This is a genomic window from Epilithonimonas lactis (assembly GCF_900110605.1).
Lineage (GTDB): Bacteria > Bacteroidota > Bacteroidia > Flavobacteriales > Weeksellaceae > Epilithonimonas > Epilithonimonas lactis.
In genome coordinates, this window is the sequence record NZ_FOFI01000001.1 from 771,440 (window position 1) to 788,365 (window position 16,926).

Annotated in this window: 13 protein-coding genes; 8 read left to right on the forward strand and 5 right to left on the reverse strand. The window is 38.3% G+C overall.

The genetic code is table 11. The features are described 5' to 3' along the window. Positions 1–107: 107 nt before the first annotated feature. The 4 genes from BMW39_RS03625 (at position 108) to BMW39_RS03640 (ending at position 7,094) form a co-directional block, all read left to right on the forward strand. Complete coding sequence (locus tag BMW39_RS03625; RefSeq protein ID WP_034977348.1) at positions 108–2,039, forward strand: heavy metal translocating P-type ATPase; 1,932 nt, start codon at positions 108–110, stop codon at positions 2,037–2,039. Between the two features lie 234 nt (positions 2,040–2,273). After that, positions 2,274–4,007 (forward strand): cellulase family glycosylhydrolase, encoded by a 1,734-nt coding sequence (locus tag BMW39_RS03630; RefSeq protein WP_034977350.1) that lies wholly within the window; start codon positions 2,274–2,276, stop codon positions 4,005–4,007. A 136-nt stretch (positions 4,008–4,143) separates the two neighbouring features. Beyond that, positions 4,144–6,612 (forward strand): hypothetical protein, encoded by a 2,469-nt coding sequence (locus BMW39_RS03635; RefSeq protein ID WP_051880000.1) that lies wholly within the window; start codon positions 4,144–4,146, stop codon positions 6,610–6,612. A gap of 182 nt (positions 6,613–6,794) precedes the next feature. After that, on the forward strand, positions 6,795–7,094 hold the full coding sequence (locus BMW39_RS03640; protein ID WP_034977353.1) for an MGMT family protein: 300 nt from the start codon (positions 6,795–6,797) through the stop codon (positions 7,092–7,094). A 112-nt stretch (positions 7,095–7,206) separates the two neighbouring features. On the opposite strand, the gene BMW39_RS03645 is transcribed toward BMW39_RS03640, so the two are convergent. From BMW39_RS03645 to BMW39_RS03655, 3 genes are all read right to left on the reverse strand, one after another. Next, positions 7,207–9,717, reverse strand: coding sequence for a M1 family metallopeptidase (locus tag BMW39_RS03645; protein WP_034977357.1), 2,511 nt, complete (start codon positions 9,715–9,717; stop codon positions 7,207–7,209). 92 nt (positions 9,718–9,809) lie between these two features. Next, positions 9,810–10,604 carry a thymidylate synthase gene (locus BMW39_RS03650; protein ID WP_034977360.1) on the reverse strand — a complete coding sequence of 265 codons (795 nt, stop codon included), beginning with the start codon at positions 10,602–10,604 and terminating at the stop codon, positions 9,810–9,812. A gap of 133 nt (positions 10,605–10,737) precedes the next feature. Next, entirely contained in the window at positions 10,738–11,487 is a 750-nt protein-coding gene (locus BMW39_RS03655) for an SDR family NAD(P)-dependent oxidoreductase (protein ID WP_034977363.1), read from the reverse strand. 425 nt (positions 11,488–11,912) lie between these two features. Here BMW39_RS03655 and BMW39_RS03660 point away from each other — a divergent pair, with 425 nt between their 5' ends. From BMW39_RS03660 to BMW39_RS03675, 4 genes are all read left to right on the forward strand, one after another. Then, entirely contained in the window at positions 11,913–13,124 is a 1,212-nt protein-coding gene (locus tag BMW39_RS03660; protein ID WP_034977365.1) for a dipeptidase, read from the forward strand. 341 nt (positions 13,125–13,465) lie between these two features. Continuing rightward, positions 13,466–14,491, forward strand: a complete 1,026-nt coding sequence (locus BMW39_RS03665) for a sensor histidine kinase (protein WP_034977367.1) — start codon at positions 13,466–13,468, stop codon at positions 14,489–14,491. 10 nt (positions 14,492–14,501) lie between these two features. Beyond that, entirely contained in the window at positions 14,502–15,095 is a 594-nt protein-coding gene (locus tag BMW39_RS03670) for a hypothetical protein (RefSeq protein ID WP_034977370.1), read from the forward strand. A gap of 12 nt (positions 15,096–15,107) precedes the next feature. Continuing rightward, positions 15,108–15,833: a LytR/AlgR family response regulator transcription factor gene (locus BMW39_RS03675; protein ID WP_034977373.1), complete on the forward strand. Its 726-nt coding sequence runs from the start codon at positions 15,108–15,110 to the stop codon at positions 15,831–15,833. On the opposite strand, the gene BMW39_RS03680 is transcribed toward BMW39_RS03675, so the two are convergent. Both BMW39_RS03680 and BMW39_RS03685 read right to left on the reverse strand, forming a co-directional pair. Then, positions 15,834–16,274, reverse strand: coding sequence for a GreA/GreB family elongation factor (locus tag BMW39_RS03680; protein ID WP_034977376.1), 441 nt, complete (start codon positions 16,272–16,274; stop codon positions 15,834–15,836). Next, positions 16,275–16,925: a hypothetical protein gene (locus tag BMW39_RS03685; RefSeq protein WP_131474346.1), complete on the reverse strand. Its 651-nt coding sequence runs from the start codon at positions 16,923–16,925 to the stop codon at positions 16,275–16,277. Between the last annotated feature and the right edge of the window lies 1 nt (position 16,926).

The following is a 16,926-nucleotide window of genomic DNA, read 5'->3' on the forward strand; positions in this document are numbered from 1 at the left end:
GCCAATTGCCAAAAGCCAATCGCTAACCGCCATTTGCCATCAGCCAACATCACTTTGCAATAGCATTGCATTCCCAATACCGCTACATTTGTTAAAAATTATTTGATATGGAAGAATGTTGCGGTACAAAACCAAAAAAAGAACACAACCACGAAGGTCACGACCATAGCGACCACGACCATTCTCATAGCAATTCCAAACTTGGATTAATCATAAGTCTGGTTATCTTTTTTTCTGGATTAATATTAGATTTTTGGATTAAGGCAGATTGGTTTACAGAAAATGTTTGGCTAAGATTCAGCTGGTATTTTGTGTCTTACGTTTTGGTGGCATTTTCGGTGTTCAAAGATGCGTTTCAATTGGCCAAAAGTTTTGATTTCTTCAATGAGTTTTCTTTGATGGGAATCGCAACCATCGGTGCTTTTGCCATTGGCGAATTTCCGGAAGGTGTAGCGGTAATGTTATTTTATACGATTGGCGAAATGTTCCAAGAATCCGCCGTGAATAAAGCCAAAAATAATATCAAAGCCTTGTTGGATGTTCGTCCAAAAGAAGCGACAGTTTTCCAAAATGATAAATGGGAAACGATTGCGCCAAATGAAGTGAAAGTTGGCGAAAAGATTCAAATTAAAGTGGGCGAGAAAGTGCCTTTGGACGGAATTTTAATCTCAGAAAAAGGAAGTCTCGACACTTCAGCTTTGACGGGCGAAAGCAAACCTTCATCCATCAAAAAATCAGAAACTGTTCTTGCCGGAATGTTGAATCTTGACCAAGTCATCGAAGTTGAAACCACCAAATTGTTCGAGAACAGTTCTATCGTCAGAATCTTAGAAATGGTTCAGGAAGCGAGTTCCAGAAAAGCAAAAACGGAGTTGTTTATTAGAAAATTTGCAAAAGTTTACACGCCAATCGTTTTTGTTTTGGCTTTGTTAATAACATTCATTCCTTACTTTTTTGTCGATGATTATATTTTTAGAGACTGGCTTTACCGAGGTTTGGTTTTCCTTGTGATTTCCTGTCCTTGCGCTTTGGTAATCTCAATTCCATTAGGATATTTCGGTGGAATAGGTGCGGCTTCCCGAAACGGAATTTTGTTCAAAAGTTCCAATTTCCTGGATTTAATTGCAAACGTGACAACCGTTGTAATGGACAAAACCGGAACCTTAACAAAAGGTGTTTTCAAAGTTCAAAAAGTGGTAACAAATGACATTTCTGAATCCGAATTTCTATCAATTTTATCATCAGTAGAAAGTCATTCAACACATCCGATTGCAAAAGCGATTTCGCAATTTCATCCATCAGACCAAACTCCTAAATCAATAGAAGAAATTTCTGGAAAAGGCATTAAAGCTGTCATTAATCAAAAACAAATTCTCGCAGGAAATACACAATTACTGAAAAGTTTTGATATCAATTATCCTTCGGAATTAGACCAGATTGTAGAAACAACCGTAGTTTTAGCAATCGATAATCATTATAAAGGTTACGTTGTGATTTCGGATGAAGTGAAAGAAGATTCAGAATTGGCAATCAAAAATCTGAAAAATGCAGGCGTCAAAACGATGATGCTGAGTGGCGATAAAGATGCATTGACTCAAAACATCGCCAAAAAATTAGGAATCGATTCTGCATTTGGAGGTTTGCTTCCGGAAGGAAAAGTGGAGAAATTACAAAACCTTAAAAATAATCCGAAGGAAATCGTTGCATTCGTTGGTGATGGAATCAATGATGCTCCAGTTCTAGCCTTGAGTGATGTCGGAATTGCAATGGGCGGATTGGGTTCCGATGTTGCGATTGAAACCGCTGACGTCATCATCCAAACCGACCAACCTTCGAAGATTTCTACCGCAATTAAAATCGGAAAGGCGACGAAGAAAATTGTCTATCAAAATATTGCTTTAGCTTTCGGAGTTAAAATAATTGTATTGATTTTAGGCGCTGGTGGATTGGCTAATATGTGGGAAGCGGTTTTCGCAGATGTTGGCGTCGCTTTGTTGGCAATTTTGAACGCTGTCCGAATCCAGAATATGAAATTTTAAGATTAAACCACAAAAGTCACAAAAGAAAAAATGATAAAAAATTCTTTCTAAGAAGAGCAAAAAGAAATTTGAAGAGATTATTATGTTGTTCTCAAATATAAGGCACTTAACTTTTGTGCCTTTTGTGGTTGAAAGGTAGCAGTCCTTTTTTAATAAAATGTGTTGTGGATTTTAAAGTTATCCAAATTCCTTTTCCGATAGAAAAATAATATTATCTTTATCAAAATCAAAATTATGAAGAGACTTGTATTTTTTTCTGCACTTTTATTGTCTCAATTCGGGACAGCTCAAGGTTTTTTAAAGACTCAAGGTCAGGAAATTGTAGATTCAAAAGGTGAGAATGTTTATTTGAAAGGCCTCGGATTGGGCGGCTGGATGCTTCAGGAAGGTTATATGCTGAAGACCGATGACTTTGCTGGACCTCAATTCAAAATCAAAGAAAAGATTGAAGAAGTCGTAGGTGAAGATGGCAAAAATGAATTTTACAAAGCCTATCTCAAAAATGGAATCACCAAAAAAGACATCGATTCCTTGGCAAAATGGGGATTCAATTCCATCAGATTGCCGATGCATTACGACCTTTATACGTTGCCCATCGAGAAAGAAAAAGTGAAAGGCGAAAATACTTGGTTGGAAGAAGGTTTCAAAATGACAGACGACCTTCTACAATGGTGCGAGAACAACAAAATCTATTTGATATTGGACCTTCACGCTGCGCCAGGCGGACAAGGCAACGACGCGAATATCTCTGATAACGACAAATCAAAACCGAATCTTTGGGAAAGCGAGGAGAATCAGAAAAAGACCATCGCACTCTGGAAAAAACTTGCAGAACGCTACAAAGACAAAGAATGGATTGCGGGTTACGACCTTATCAACGAACCAAATTATCCCTTCACTGGCAAAAATCCTAACGGAACCGACGAGATGTCCAATGCGCCGCTTTGGAAACTTCAAAAAGATATTTCTGACGCCATCAGACAAGTGGACAAAAACCACATCATCATCCTTGAAGGAAATGGTTGGGGAAATAATTACAACGGTTTGCCGAAACTTTGGGACGACAACTTGGTCTTGAGTTTTCACAAATATTGGACGACCAATGCGCCAGAATCTATTCAGAATATTGTAGATATGCGTCAAAAGCTGGATGTTCCGGTTTGGTTGGGCGAGACTGGGGAAAATTCCAACGTTTGGTTTACGGAACTTAATCAGTTATTATTGAAAAACAACATCGGTTATGCTTATTGGCCAATGAAAAAGATTGATAATATTGCGGGCGTGACGAATGTAAAAATCACTCCAGATTATCAAAAATTACTGAACTATTGGAAAAATGGCGGACAGAAACCAACGAAGGAATTTGCTAGAAAAACCTTAATGAAAATCGCCGACAACTACAAAATGGAAAATGTGGAAGTCAAAAAAGATGTCATCGATGCGATGTTTCGACAAGTGAATGATGAAAGTACAAAACCTTACAAAAAGCACGTTGCGCCGGGAAGAATCTTTGCAACAGACTATGACTTGGGAAGATTCGGAAGTGCTTATTCAGACAATGATTTCCAAAATGTTTGGGTGTCAACCGGCAATCGTACGGAATGGAACTCAGGAAACAAAATGAGGAACGACGGCGTTGATATTTACCTTTGCAAAGATAAAATCACCAACAAATATTTCGTCGGGAAAACTGAAAAAGGCGAGTGGCTGCAATATACTGTGAGAAGTTCTGCGGCAAGAAAGTACAAAGCCAGTATTCGCTACAATAATGAAACAAGTCAAGCTTCTGAATTGGTCATCAAAACTGAAGATGGTGACGACCTGGGAACCATCAAATTACCACCGACAGGCAAAGGAATCTGGAAAACGGTTTCTGTAAATAACGTGGCTCTAGTAAAAGGCGAAAACAAGTTAAGATTGTACTTCGAAGCTGGAAATGCTAACCTCAATTACTTCGAACTGAATTAATAAAATTGTCAATAAACTATTCGAAACATCTCATATTATCTGTGAGATGTTTTTTATTTTCATAAATTTAAATGTTTGGCTGATAAATTGCCTACAGCTTAAGGTTAAACCTAATTTAAAAAAATAATTTAAAAATATGATGAAATCGCTTTACCTGCTTTTTTTCTCAATTTCCTTCTCGATGCTGTATTCGCAAAGCACACTTACCGTTACGAGGTCGGACAATCAAAAGCCCATCAAAGGTGCGGCTGTTTCTTGCAACGGCAGAGTTTTGGGCAGGACCAATGACAAGGGAATCGTCACTTTTACGACCAAATGTCCAAAGGTGGATGTAGAGATAGACAACTTTATCGGCGATGAAGTCGTGGTGGATAAAGTGATGGAACTGACGCTGGACCGCGATAACATCAAATCAAATCAAATACAAGGCGTCACGCTTTCCAACGAAAGTGACCCGCGCGCCTTGGCAATCATCGAACAAACTTTTAAAAGATTCAAGGACAATTCTCCGAATGCTTTGGACTCATATTCCTACAAATCCTATGAGAAAATGTCATTCGATTTGGATGAAGACAGCATCAAAGATTATTCGAGATTTGTGGAGGCAAGGAAAGATTCGCTTTCCAGAGCGACCAACAGATTGCTTCCGAAAAAGGAAAAAGACAAAAAAGATTCTATCGAAGGCGAGCAGATGATGTCTGTTGCCAAAGACAGCAAATTGTTTTTATGGGAACGCGCGATGGAATTTCTTTATTCCAAAAAGTACGGCGAAAAAGTTAACATTCTTGATAACAGAATCTCAGGTTTAAAAAATCCGGTTTACGAAATGCTTGCTCTAAGGTCCAACAGAGATAAAATTCCAAGAGAGATTCTTCCGGAAAATAAAAGCCTTTACAGGTATTTCCTGACAGATTCCATCGAAATCGAAGGGCGAATGAACTACGTCATCAGATTCCGACAAGTGGATTACAAAGTTCCCATTAACAGGAGGAAATACAACGGTTACCTGTACATCGACAAAGATTCCTACGCCATTAAAAAGATTGACAGCAACAGCAAAGTGAAGTCGGATGGAAACATAACCTCAGTTTGGGTACCTATTAATGATAAATGGTTTTTGAAGACTGAAAATCTTAAAATAAAAATGGGCGTTTCAGAATTCAATACCGTTCAGAAAAAGGAAAACGAAACGGCTGAAGAGAAAAAGGTGAGACTCGAAAGTGTCAAAAAATTTGGGAACTACGCCTATATGAAAGCGGATTATTTCGACTTCAAAACGCCTGTGGAACTGAAGCCTTCGCAATTTAATGGTTATACGATGAGTGTTGAAAATACAGATGGAACATTGTTGAATCAATACAGAACAGACAGCCTTTCTGCAAGGGAAAAGCTCACCTATGTGAAGATTGACAGTTTGGGAAAAAAATACACTTTGGACAGAAAAGTAAAGGTTCTAACGGGATTGTTAAGAGCTAAATTTACTGTCGGAATGGTAGATATCAATCCTTTACAAACCAGATACAACCGATATGAAGGTTTCCGATTGGGTGCCGGTTTCAAATTGAATGAGAAATTCAACAGATACATTTCGCCTGATGTTTATTTGGCTTATGGTTTCAAAGACCGTGGTTTCAAATATGGCGCAGGTGTGGACGTGAAAACCACCTTGGCAAGAAATTCATTTTTCCGTTTTGAATATTTTAATGATGTTGCAGCTTCCGGACGATTCAGCCAAAATCTTTGGAGCGCGAAAATGGCCATCAACAATAGTGGAATGACCATCCGAAATGACAAATATTACAAATACGATGGTTTCAGATTTGGCTATCAGGTAGACCTTACGAACTCTTTGACCTTGGATGTTTCCGGGAAAAAGCAGAACGAGGAATCTGGGATTCCGTACGAGTTTATGGGAATGTCCAGAAAATTTGAGAACTTTAGCTCTACAGCGACAATCAAGTTTTCTCCAAACAGTAGAAACATTATGACGCCTTACGGCAAATATACCTACGAACAGAACTTCCCAGAGGCTTTTCTTAATTATGAGCAAGGCTACAAAAGCTTAGGCGGTGAGTTCAATTACAGCAGATTCGATGCTTTGATTACGCACCAATTCCGCAGCTCTTGGGGAACAACATTGGCCCGAGTTTATGGTGGCTATTATGTTGGGAAAGCACCAATGTGGCACCTGTTCGAGATGGGCGGTCTGGATGCCAACAGCGGAACCGGAATCTTATCTAATTTCTCTTTAACCAGTTATCTAGGATTTGCGACGATGACGTCTGGGAAATATTTCAATGACAAATTTGCAGGCTATTATGTTTCGCACCGTATTCCGTGGTATTTCAAAAGTTTTGGAAAAAATACGAGTAGTTTCGACATCATTGCCAGAGGTATCATTGGTGATTTGAAGAATCCAGAGTATCATACCGTAGAGAACTTCTCCCCGCTAAATCATCTATATCAGGAAATCGGATTTGAATACAACAACTTCCTAAGTTCAAGGTTCAATCTGGCGTTTTTCTACAGAGTGGGACATTACAATACCACCAAATTCAATGATAACTTCGGTGTTCAGTTGAAGTTCAAGTTGCTAGAGTTTTAATATTTTTTGGGCAGCTATATCCGTCTTCCGTTCCCAAACCTAACGAAGTGGTTCGACGAAGTCAATCTTTTTGCCTTCGCTTTTCCAGCTGCAAAAAAGGATTTCCACTCAAGCCGGGCTGCAGAGATTCAGTGTATAGAAAAAGTCAGTGTCAAATTAATTTGATTAACTTTAAATAAAAAATGAACGACCTCTTCAAACAACAGGTTTATGAGATCACGAGACTCATTCCAAAAGGACGGGTTTCCACTTATGGCGCAGTGGCAAAGGCGGTTGGCTATCCCAATCATTCCCGCCACGTTGGCAATGCAATGGGCAGTTGTCCGGCAGATGTTCCAGCACATCGCGTCATCAGTAGTTCAGGAAAATTATCGGTGCCAGCATTCCGAGAGCGTTTAGAAAAAGAAAATGTGGTCGTACAGGAAAATTGGAAGATCAAGGATTTTAAAACACTTTTTTGGGACCCTTTGAAAGAATTATAAAACAGTAGGAGACTGCTGAAAAACAAATAAAAAAAACCATCTCATTTGAGATGGTTTTTTTTATTTGTTGCCTTATTTAAATGATGTTAGAAATAAATGCATCATCTAACTTCTATTTATAAGCTTCCAAAGCTTTGTTGATTGCATCTACCTGTTGGTGGATGGTCGGGCTGTTTGGATTTGCTTTCAGGACTTCCATTTTCTTGGCAAGTCCATCTTTTAACATTTGTACGATCATCATCTTCACTTGTGGATTGTCCGGGATCTGGGATTTGGCCTGAACCAATACTTTGGTCACTTTCTCCGTCGCTTTCAAATTGTCGGAGCTCATGATCCAGTTGTAACCTTCCTCAGCAGATTTTCCCAATACAGGATCTTGGAACTTGATGAAAGGGTAGAACGCCACAGATTGCCCGATTGCTGGCATGTGTTTCTCAATTTTGTTCTTGACGATGATCGGAAGCAGTTTTGTGATAAGGTCTTCCGAAGCTTTGTCTAGGTCGATCTTGTCTGCCAAAGCCGCTACTTTTGTTGGGTCGAGGTCAGCAATTCCTGCCAGTGATGCACCTTTCACAGCATTAGAAACTGCCGTCATCCCTTTCTCATATAGTGAAGCGTATTTTGCATTTTTGGTCTTTGTCAAAGCTGAAATAGCAGCCGCCTGAACCAAGGTTTTCGGGTCATTGGAAGCTAATTTCTCAACTTCTGCTGTCAAAGCTTTTGCCTGGTCCGCATTGGAAAGGTCCATTTGTTCCAGAGCCTGCTCTCTCAATCGGAAGAAAGGATCTTTAAGTGCCGCCGTCAACAATTTGATGACCGCCGGATTCTTAGCATCTGCTTCTTTGATGGATGATAAAGCTCTGTATCTGTTTAGGAATTCTTTTGAATTGGTGAACTGTAATAAGTTTTGCTCTGGTGTCTTGGTTTCTGTGATCTCGGAAAGTAAGATTCCATCGGCATTGATGTTGATAAGGTCAGGCGTTTTGGAGGAATCAAATGTAAAGGTATTCTTCGCCTTTGCATTCACCCAAACATTGGTACGTTTTGGTTTTCCGTTGTCATAAACATCGATGGCTAGAGGAAATTCAAATGGTGTTTCCTGAGATTGGTTGATGACCACCGTCACTTGTTTTTTCACAGGCTCATAGGTAGATGTGTAGCTCAACTTCGGATTCCCGCTACCGAAATACCATTGGTTGAAGAACCAGTTCAGGTCTTTCCCAGACACTTTCTCAAAGGATAATCTTAATTGATGCGCTTCTCCGTTTTGATACTCATTGGTTTTAAGATAATCTGTCAAACCAGCGAAGAAAGCGTCGTCTCCAAGGTAATTTCTCAACATATGAAGTATTCCGCCACCTTTGTTGTAAGTGATCGCATCGAAGACATCTTCACGGGAAGCATAATCAAATCTCACCAGATCTTTTTTGAATAAGCCTGGATTGTGAATGTAGGCCGAAAGGTCGCTCATCAAATGGTGGTCAGCATTGTCTTTCCCATATTTATGCTCCTGCCAAAGATATTCTGAATAGTTGGCGAAAGATTCATTGACCGTCAAATTGCTCCAACTCTCAGCTGTAACCAAGTCACCAAACCAATGGTGGAAAAGTTCGTGCGCGATGGTATTTTCCCATTTGTTCTCATCGATGAGGTCGCCAGGTTTTTGCTGCGCAGATTCCTGATGAAGTGTGGCAGTCGTGTTTTCCATAGCGCCAGAAACATAGTCTCTACCTGTGATCTGTGCATATTTGGACCAAGGATAATCGTAGCCCAATCTTTTGGAATAGAACTCCATCATCTCTGGCGTCAATCCAAAAATTTGTTTTGCGTAAGGCTCATATTCTTTCTCCACATAATAATCGACGTCGATGTTTCTCCATTTGTCTTTCACCACAGCGAAGTCTCCCACGCCCATAAAGAATAGGTAGGTAGAATGTCTTTTGTCCATCACCCAATGGTCTGTTCTAAGGTTTCCAGATTCTTTTTTGGAATCTTTTAGAAGACCGTTGGAAAGTGTCACATATTGGTCAGGAACGGTCATATAGATTTCCTGAGTGGTTTTTTGATTGGATTTATCGATGGTTGGGAACCAGGCAGATGAAGATTCGGTTTCACCTTGCGTCCAGATTTGAGTCGGCTTGTCTTTGTCCTTGCCTTGTGCATTGATGAAATAAAGACCTTTCGCATCATTGATAGCCGCGCTTCCTTCCTGTTTCACTTCATTTGGACGTGCTGTATATTTGATGTAAACGGTGTAATCCTGATTTTTTTGATAAGTTTTATCCAGCGTGATTTTCAGGACATCATTTTTATAATCAAACTTCAAAGGCGACTTGGAACCGTTTTTGTCCAAAGCCACTTCGTGGATCAGCATTCCTTTGGCGTCAAGTGTCAATTCGTTTGTCGCATAGAAATAAGGACTTGCGGTCAGCCATTCTTCACCATTCATCTGTTCTTTTTGATAATCAAAATTGACTTTCAGTTTGGTATGTTTTAGCTCTGTAACTTTGGTATGTGTTGCTCTGTAAACTGGATTTCTACCAGAAGTTTCCGTTTGAGCAAAGATGGTATTTGAATTAAATATAGCACCCAGAAAAAGTGCAGCAATGAATATTTTCTTCATTTTATGAAATTATATCGTTGATTTATTTTAAAAGAGATAAGTGTTGATTTTTAGGAAAATGTTACAAAAAAAGCGGGAAATTCCCGCCTAATTTATATCGCCACCGGCGCCTTGATTCCCGGATGCGGGTCATAATTTTCCAAAGTGAAATCATCAAAATCAAAATCAAAAATATCTTTGATTTCAGGATTTAGTTTCATTGTTGGTAACGGTCTGGTTTCTCGGGAAAGCTGTCTGTTCACCTGTTCAAAATGATTGTTGTAAATATGAACGTCACCAAACGTGTGCACGTAATCGCCAACTTCAAGTCCGGTAACCTGTGCCACCATCATCAACAAAAGTGCATAACTCGCAATATTGAACGGAACGCCCAGAAAAACATCCGCACTTCTCTGGTATAACTGAAGTGACAATTTCCCATCCGCTACATAGAATTGAAATAAAGCGTGACAAGGTGCCAAAGCCATATTCGGGATTTCTGCAACATTCCAGGCGGAAACAATCAATCGTCTGGAATCCGGATTTTTTTTGATTTGCTCAATCACTTCCGAGAACTGGTCAACCACTTTTCCGTCAGCACCGCTCCAACTTCTCCATTGTGCGCCATAAACAGGACCTAAATCTCCATTTTCATCAGCCCATTCGTTCCAGATGGAAACGCCGTTGTCCGTCAGGTATTTGGTATTCGTATCACCTTTGATGAACCAAAGCAATTCATAGATTATCGATTTCAAATGTACCTTTTTCGTCGTCACCAAAGGAAAACCTTTCGACAAATCGTAACGCAATTGGTAACCGAAAACGCTTCGGGTTCCAGTTCCGGTTCTGTCGGTTTTATCGGTTCCGTTATCTATAATATGCTGAAGTAAATCGAGGTAGTTTTGCATTTTTGAGGCTAATAATTAGGAGTACAAAATAAAGAATTTTTAATTTAAAAATCATTCAAAAACACAAATATTAGTGATAGAAAAAAAGCATCCACAAATTGTGAATGCCTTAATTTTTTTATGCCTCGAAATCTTAAACTGCCGTGTAACCGCCATCTACAAGATAATAGCCACCAGTCATAAAAGATGATTTTTCTGAACTAAGAAAAAGAACCAATTCCGCAACTTCTTCCGATTTTCCTAATCTTCCCATCGGATGTTTTGCAATCAAAGCTTCTTTCATATCGCCGCTTGCTCTTTCCAACAAAGGCGTTTCAATGTAAGCTGGCCCAACAGCATTGCAACGTATATTTTTTTGGCCATATTCAACACCAATGTTTTTCGTAAGACCCACAACCGCGTGTTTAGAAGTTGTATAAGCTGAGGAAAGTGGCGCAGCAACCGTTCCGTGGATGGATGCGATGTTGACGATAACGCCGCCACCATTTTTCTCCATTTGACTCAATTGATATTTGCAGCCATAGAAAACGCCATCAAGATTTACATTCAGAACTTTTTTCCAACTGTCTATGCTGTAATCTCCTGTTGTGGCTTGTTCACCGCCAATTCCCGCATTGTTGCAGGCAATGTCCAATCTGCCATAAGCGTCAACGGTTGCTTTTATCAAGGCTTCAACCTGTTCCGGATTTGATGTGTCGGCTTTTACGAAAGTCGCTTCTCCGCCAGTTGACTTTATGTCTTCAACGGCTGATTTTCCGTGTTCTTCATTGATGTCTGATACAATTACTTTTGCACCTTCTTTTGCGTATAATTTTGCGATGGCAAGCCCGATTCCGGAACCTGCACCTGTAACCAAAGCTACTTTATTGTCAAGAATTTTCATAATAACTGAATTGTTTAATTATGAATCACATGCAACAATAAATATGCAAATCGCAATCTACAAAAGTTAATAATTTCATAAATGATTCATTATGAATCAATGGCGAAATTTTCCATCGATACAATCTTTGTATTCGTCTATGAAAATCCTTTGCTTGTCTATTAGATTTGATTTTAAATTTTCTCCGACGCAATTTTGATTCATATAACAGAAAAGGAAATCCTTAATAATTTTTTAATATCAAAAGAATAATTGACGACATAAGAAAGCATTTATAGATTTGGGCAGCTTTTCCGCCTTCCACTCCCGCTATTTTTGCCGACGCTAAACCCACGCAAAAAATGAGCTCCGTTCAAGTCGGGCTGCGAAAGATTCACTGATATCTTTTAGCTTAAATTTATACCATTAAAAAACTTTTATAAAAAATGGAATACACTCAAAATAACTGGTCAAGACGAAAATTCATATTTACAATGGGTGGCGCAGGCGCATTTGTTCTCATCAATCCTTTTTCTTCCTGGACTTTCGCAAACAACTCGGAGGACGAAGTTGCGAAGATAGTGGCCAGAACATTCGGAATTGACACCCACAATCATATTGATGTTCCACTGAATCTGGCAGAACTTCCCGGTCCAAAACTCGACCTGATGGGAGAAATCAAAAAGTCAGGATTGTCCGGTATGGTGATGACTTTTGCGGTAGATTATCAGAAGCTGACCAGAGAAGGCGAAGCTTACGAAAGATTTTTAAACGGCCTTACAGCAATGGACAATGTCTTGGAAAGCAACGCGATGAAAAGAGCTTTGAATCTAGCCGACCTGCAAGCGGCTAAAAAATCAAAGAAACCCATCGTCATTCAATCCGTGGAAGGCGGTCATTTTTTAGAAGGCAAAATTGAACGTTTGGAAGTGGCTTACAAGCGTGGTTTGAGACATTTGGGTTTGCTGCACGACAATGACGCTTCTGTTCCACTGGGCGATGTTTTTACCAATCCTCCAAAATGGGGCGGACTGACGACTTTTGGTGCAGACGTCGTGAAAGAATGTGAACGGCTCGGCATTTTGGTAGACCTTTCACATTGCGATGACAATACCATCAACGGCGCACTCAAGATAGCTACAAAACCAGTTCTTGTCTCTCACACCGGACTCAACACACGTTTGGGGAATAATGAATTGATGTCCAAAATGATGCGGCCAAGATTAATCAGTGAAGCACAAGCGAAAATCGTTGCAGAAAAAGGTGGCGTGATTGGCGTCTGGACACACCTCGCCGAATCACCGACAGAGTTTGCCGCTAACATAAAAGCAATGGTAGACATCGTTGGGATAGACCACGTGGCCATTGGTACAGATACGAAGATGACGCCGGCTTACCATTCACCAAACGACAATTGGGGACAAAATCAGGCAAAACCAAAGTCGGAAGGAAATGTCAATACTGATAATAATCGCAAGCAAGAAAATAAACAACACACAGAAAAAACCACCAATACCAATTGGGAAAATCAGAAGCGTGGATTCTACTACAGTATTGTTGAAGCCTTATTGAAAGCTGGTTTCAATGAAAAGGAAATTGGAAAAATAGGAGGCGGAAACTATTGCAGAATTTTTGATGAAGCAACTAAAGGACATTAATTAAACTTGTTCAAGAATATTTTAAAAAATCCCAATGATGATGAATTAATGAAGTGAACTTTTTGCAAAACCAAATGCAGCTGCGATGAAGAGCGAAAATGAAAAGACAATGAAGAAGCGGTTTTGTAAAAAGTTTTTATTAAAAATAGCTTGTTAATAATTTCAGATAAATCGTCTGAATCTTTAGAGAAGTTAAATTAAAATGAATGAACGATGCTGGAAAAAATCTTAAATTCACTGCTTGAAAATTTTCACAAAACCAATATTTTCAGGAACTTAAACAAATTCAAATTTTAAAAAAGACTTGAAATTATAAATCATTTCAAGTCCATAATATATAAATGATAAAAATCAAAAATAAAAACCTCGAAATCAGCCTTCATCTTTTGATTTGGCTGGTTTTGTTTTTTCTTCCTGCGGCATTTACCATTGGTTCGGCGACCGATTGGAGCGGGATTTTCAGGCATTTTTGGTTGCAGTTGGTTTTCCTTGCTATCATATTTTATGTCAATAATTTCGTTCTCGTAAAATGGCTTTTTGATGGCAAGAAAATTTGGTTTTACGTCTCAAACGCCGCGCTTCTGATTTTTTTGATTTTCATTAAAAGTCAAATTTTCGAATGGCTGGAACCACAAAAGCCAAGAATGTTCGGCAGACGGCCACCAGATGGAATACGGTATTTTTTCGACTTCCTGATTTATCTGATTCCTGTTGCATTTTCAATCGCCATCAACGCCAGCAAAAGAATGAAGAAAGCAGAAGAAATGAAAATCGAAGCCGATAATATCAAACTGCAATCCGAACTCAAACATCTGAAGTACCAGTTGCAGCCGCACTTCTTCTTTAATTCTCTCAATAATATTTATTCCTTGATTGATTTTGATTCCGAGAAGGCAAAACAGAGTGTTCACAGCCTGAGCAAACTGATGCGTCATCTTCTGTACAAAACCGATGTTGATAAAATCAGCCTTTCCGAAGAAGTCGAATTCCTGAATAAATATATCGATTTGATGTCCGTGCGATTGAATGATAAAACCAAGGTCTACACCAATTTTCCAACAAGCATTCCCAATCTCGAAATTGCGCCTTTACTTTTCATTTCGATTGTTGAAAACGCTTTTAAACACGGCGTTTCTGCCACGCAACATTCGGATATTAGTTTTAAAATGGAAATTATTGAAGACGAAATTCACTTCACAGCTTCAAATTCCAATTTTCCAAAAACCGATACGGACAAAAGCGGTTCCGGAATTGGCGTAGAAAATCTGCAAAAAAGACTTAACTTGCTTTATCCCGAAAAACACGAGTTTCATTCCTGTTTGAATGACGGAATGTACATCGCGGAAGTGAAATTGAAAACGAAGTAAGATTCAATCTATGAAAAAACTTTTGCCATTATTTTTATTATTGATTTTGATTGGCTGTTCAAAATCTAAATTTGATATTGAAGAAAGAAACGAAGATATAAGCTCGATTATAAAAACAGTTATTGAAACAGATAGCCTCAATGTTTCGAAAAATAATCCTGAAAATAACAAAATTTTGCAGTTTCTAAAAAAGGTAAAAGTTGTTCTTCCCAATCCTGATAAAAATATAATTAGTCCTCCAAATAGAGATGCTAAAGAATTAGATGAAATATATAATTCCAAATCTGAACGAGTTTTCAGCAAAAATGATTCACTTTATTTACTGTCTCAAAATACCAATCCAGATAGTTTAGAGATTAGCAATAAGCTAAAAGAAAAATATAATTATTCTCAACTTTCTAAAATTTTAAAGGATAGAGATAATGGAAATTATTATCAATATTATGAATTTGAAATTCCTCTCTTTTCAAAGGATAATAAAACCGCTTACATTGAATTGAATTGTCATTCTAAAGGTTATTTTGGAAAAGGAATTGCCTACATTCTTAAAAAGGAAAATGATAAATGGAAAGTGGTTGATAGAGCATTAACTTGGATAAACTAAAAAACATAGATAATGAAGAAAATAACCTGCCTCATCGCCGACGACGAACCAATGGCTCTCAGCTTAATCGAAAGTTATGTCCTGAAAACGCCGTTTCTGGAACTGAAAGCCAAATGCAACAACGCCATCGAGGCAATGCAGGTTTTGGAAGAAGATAATGACATCGAGTTGTTCTTCCTTGATATTCAAATGCCGGATTTATCTGGTCTGGAATTTTCAAAACTTGTTCCGCAAAACAGCAGAGTCATTTTCACAACCGCCTTTGACCAATATGCGATTGATGGTTATAAAGTCAACGCTTTGGATTATCTGTTGAAACCTTTTGATTACAATGAGTTTCTGAGTGCAGCCACAAAAGCCAGGAATTATTTTGAATCACAACAACCAGGTTCAGTATCAAAGCCAGAAAAAAAACAGGAATTTTTCTTCATAAAATCAGAGTACAAGCAAATCAAAATCAACTTTTCAGAAATCCTCTACATCGAAGGTTTGAAAGATTATGCCAAAATTCATTTAAAGGATAATCCAAAACCAATTCTCACTTTAATGAGCCTGAAAAAGCTGGAAGAAGAATTGCCTTCTGACAATTTTATGAGAATCCATCGGTCTTTCATCATCGGTTTGGATAAAATTGAGGCCATCGAAAGAAATCACATCGTCATAGGAAAAGAGCAAATCGCGATTGCGCCAAACTACAAAGATGCGTTGATGGAATATATTGGCGGAAAGAGTTTGTGATTATTCAATCTCAATAATCTTCTGGCTCATATTATTCAGAGAAAAAGTATCACCTTTCTGTTTGCCATTCATCGCTTTTGCCAAAGGAGATTCCGGCGAAATACAAATGATTTTCTCATTATCAATTTTAATCTCACCTAAGGAAACCGAAATGAAAAACAAACCTTTTTCAGTTTTTACAATGGCACCTTTTTCAGCTTTGTCATTTGGTTTGGGCAAAACAGCTTTGAGGAAATCCTTTTGTTTCAAAATCTCATTCAGCTGAACTTGCAGGTTGTTGATTTCCTGCTGCAGCATTTCTCTTCCCGTTTCATATTTGTCGCCCATCGAGCTTTTGGTATCGTTGCTTGATGCGCGGGTTTCTGAAATCAGTTTCTCGAAATTCTCGATTTTTTCGGAGAGTTTTTCTCTTGTCAAAGTAAGGAGAGATGCTTTGTCCATTTATTTTAAAGTGATTTTAACGTTCGGATTTTTCCCATTGATAGATTTCAATTTTCCACTTGTAGATTTATCAAAAGTGTCATCCCAATATTCAAAGGTCGTATTTCCGATTTGTTTGATTTGCTCGTATTTATTGGCATCAAAAACGAAATTATCTCTGTAAGAGACAACGATGTTTCCTATTTTTCTGATTTTCCCATAATTGTGTTTATCAGAAAATTCATCATCAAAATAGTCGATTTTAATCGTACCAATATTTTTCAGTTTTTTGAATTTAATTCTATCAAAAGTTTCATCTCGCCAATAATCCAGGTCAATATCTGCGATAGACTTGGGCTTGCCATATTTTACACCATCAAAATTATAATCATCCCAATAGATTATTTTTTTCGTGCCTTGTGTTTTAAGTTTTCCGAACGTTCCATCATTTTTGAAGTCATCATAATAAGTGAAATTTCCCTCGCTATTTTCGAGATAAAATCCCAGATAATCTCCAGCTTCACTGATTTGGAAATGAACGTCATTGATTTGAATTTCGTAATACAAAAGTCGCGAATTTGATTTTCCAATTACAGCTGTCAAAGCTTTTTTTTGAGAAAACAATGTTTGAAAACTACACAGTAATATAAGGAGTAAAAATATTTTCTTCATC

Excerpts from the sequence above, each read along its gene's own strand:
- BMW39_RS03625 (WP_034977348.1), top strand. The coding sequence starts at position 108 with ATGGAAGAATGTTGCGGTACAAAACCAAAAAAAGAACACAACCACGAA.
- BMW39_RS03630 (WP_034977350.1), top strand. The coding sequence starts at position 2,274 with ATGAAGAGACTTGTATTTTTTTCTGCACTTTTATTGTCTCAATTCGGG.
- BMW39_RS03635 (WP_051880000.1), top strand. The coding sequence starts at position 4,144 with ATGATGAAATCGCTTTACCTGCTTTTTTTCTCAATTTCCTTCTCGATG.
- BMW39_RS03640 (WP_034977353.1), top strand. The coding sequence starts at position 6,795 with ATGAACGACCTCTTCAAACAACAGGTTTATGAGATCACGAGACTCATT.
- BMW39_RS03645 (WP_034977357.1), bottom strand. The coding sequence starts at position 9,717 with ATGAAGAAAATATTCATTGCTGCACTTTTTCTGGGTGCTATATTTAAT.
- BMW39_RS03650 (WP_034977360.1), bottom strand. The coding sequence starts at position 10,604 with ATGCAAAACTACCTCGATTTACTTCAGCATATTATAGATAACGGAACC.
- BMW39_RS03655 (WP_034977363.1), bottom strand. The coding sequence starts at position 11,487 with ATGAAAATTCTTGACAATAAAGTAGCTTTGGTTACAGGTGCAGGTTCC.
- BMW39_RS03660 (WP_034977365.1), top strand. The coding sequence starts at position 11,913 with ATGGAATACACTCAAAATAACTGGTCAAGACGAAAATTCATATTTACA.
- BMW39_RS03665 (WP_034977367.1), top strand. The coding sequence starts at position 13,466 with ATGATAAAAATCAAAAATAAAAACCTCGAAATCAGCCTTCATCTTTTG.
- BMW39_RS03670 (WP_034977370.1), top strand. The coding sequence starts at position 14,502 with ATGAAAAAACTTTTGCCATTATTTTTATTATTGATTTTGATTGGCTGT.
- BMW39_RS03675 (WP_034977373.1), top strand. The coding sequence starts at position 15,108 with ATGAAGAAAATAACCTGCCTCATCGCCGACGACGAACCAATGGCTCTC.
- BMW39_RS03680 (WP_034977376.1), bottom strand. The coding sequence starts at position 16,274 with ATGGACAAAGCATCTCTCCTTACTTTGACAAGAGAAAAACTCTCCGAA.
- BMW39_RS03685 (WP_131474346.1), bottom strand. The coding sequence starts at position 16,925 with ATGAAGAAAATATTTTTACTCCTTATATTACTGTGTAGTTTTCAAACA.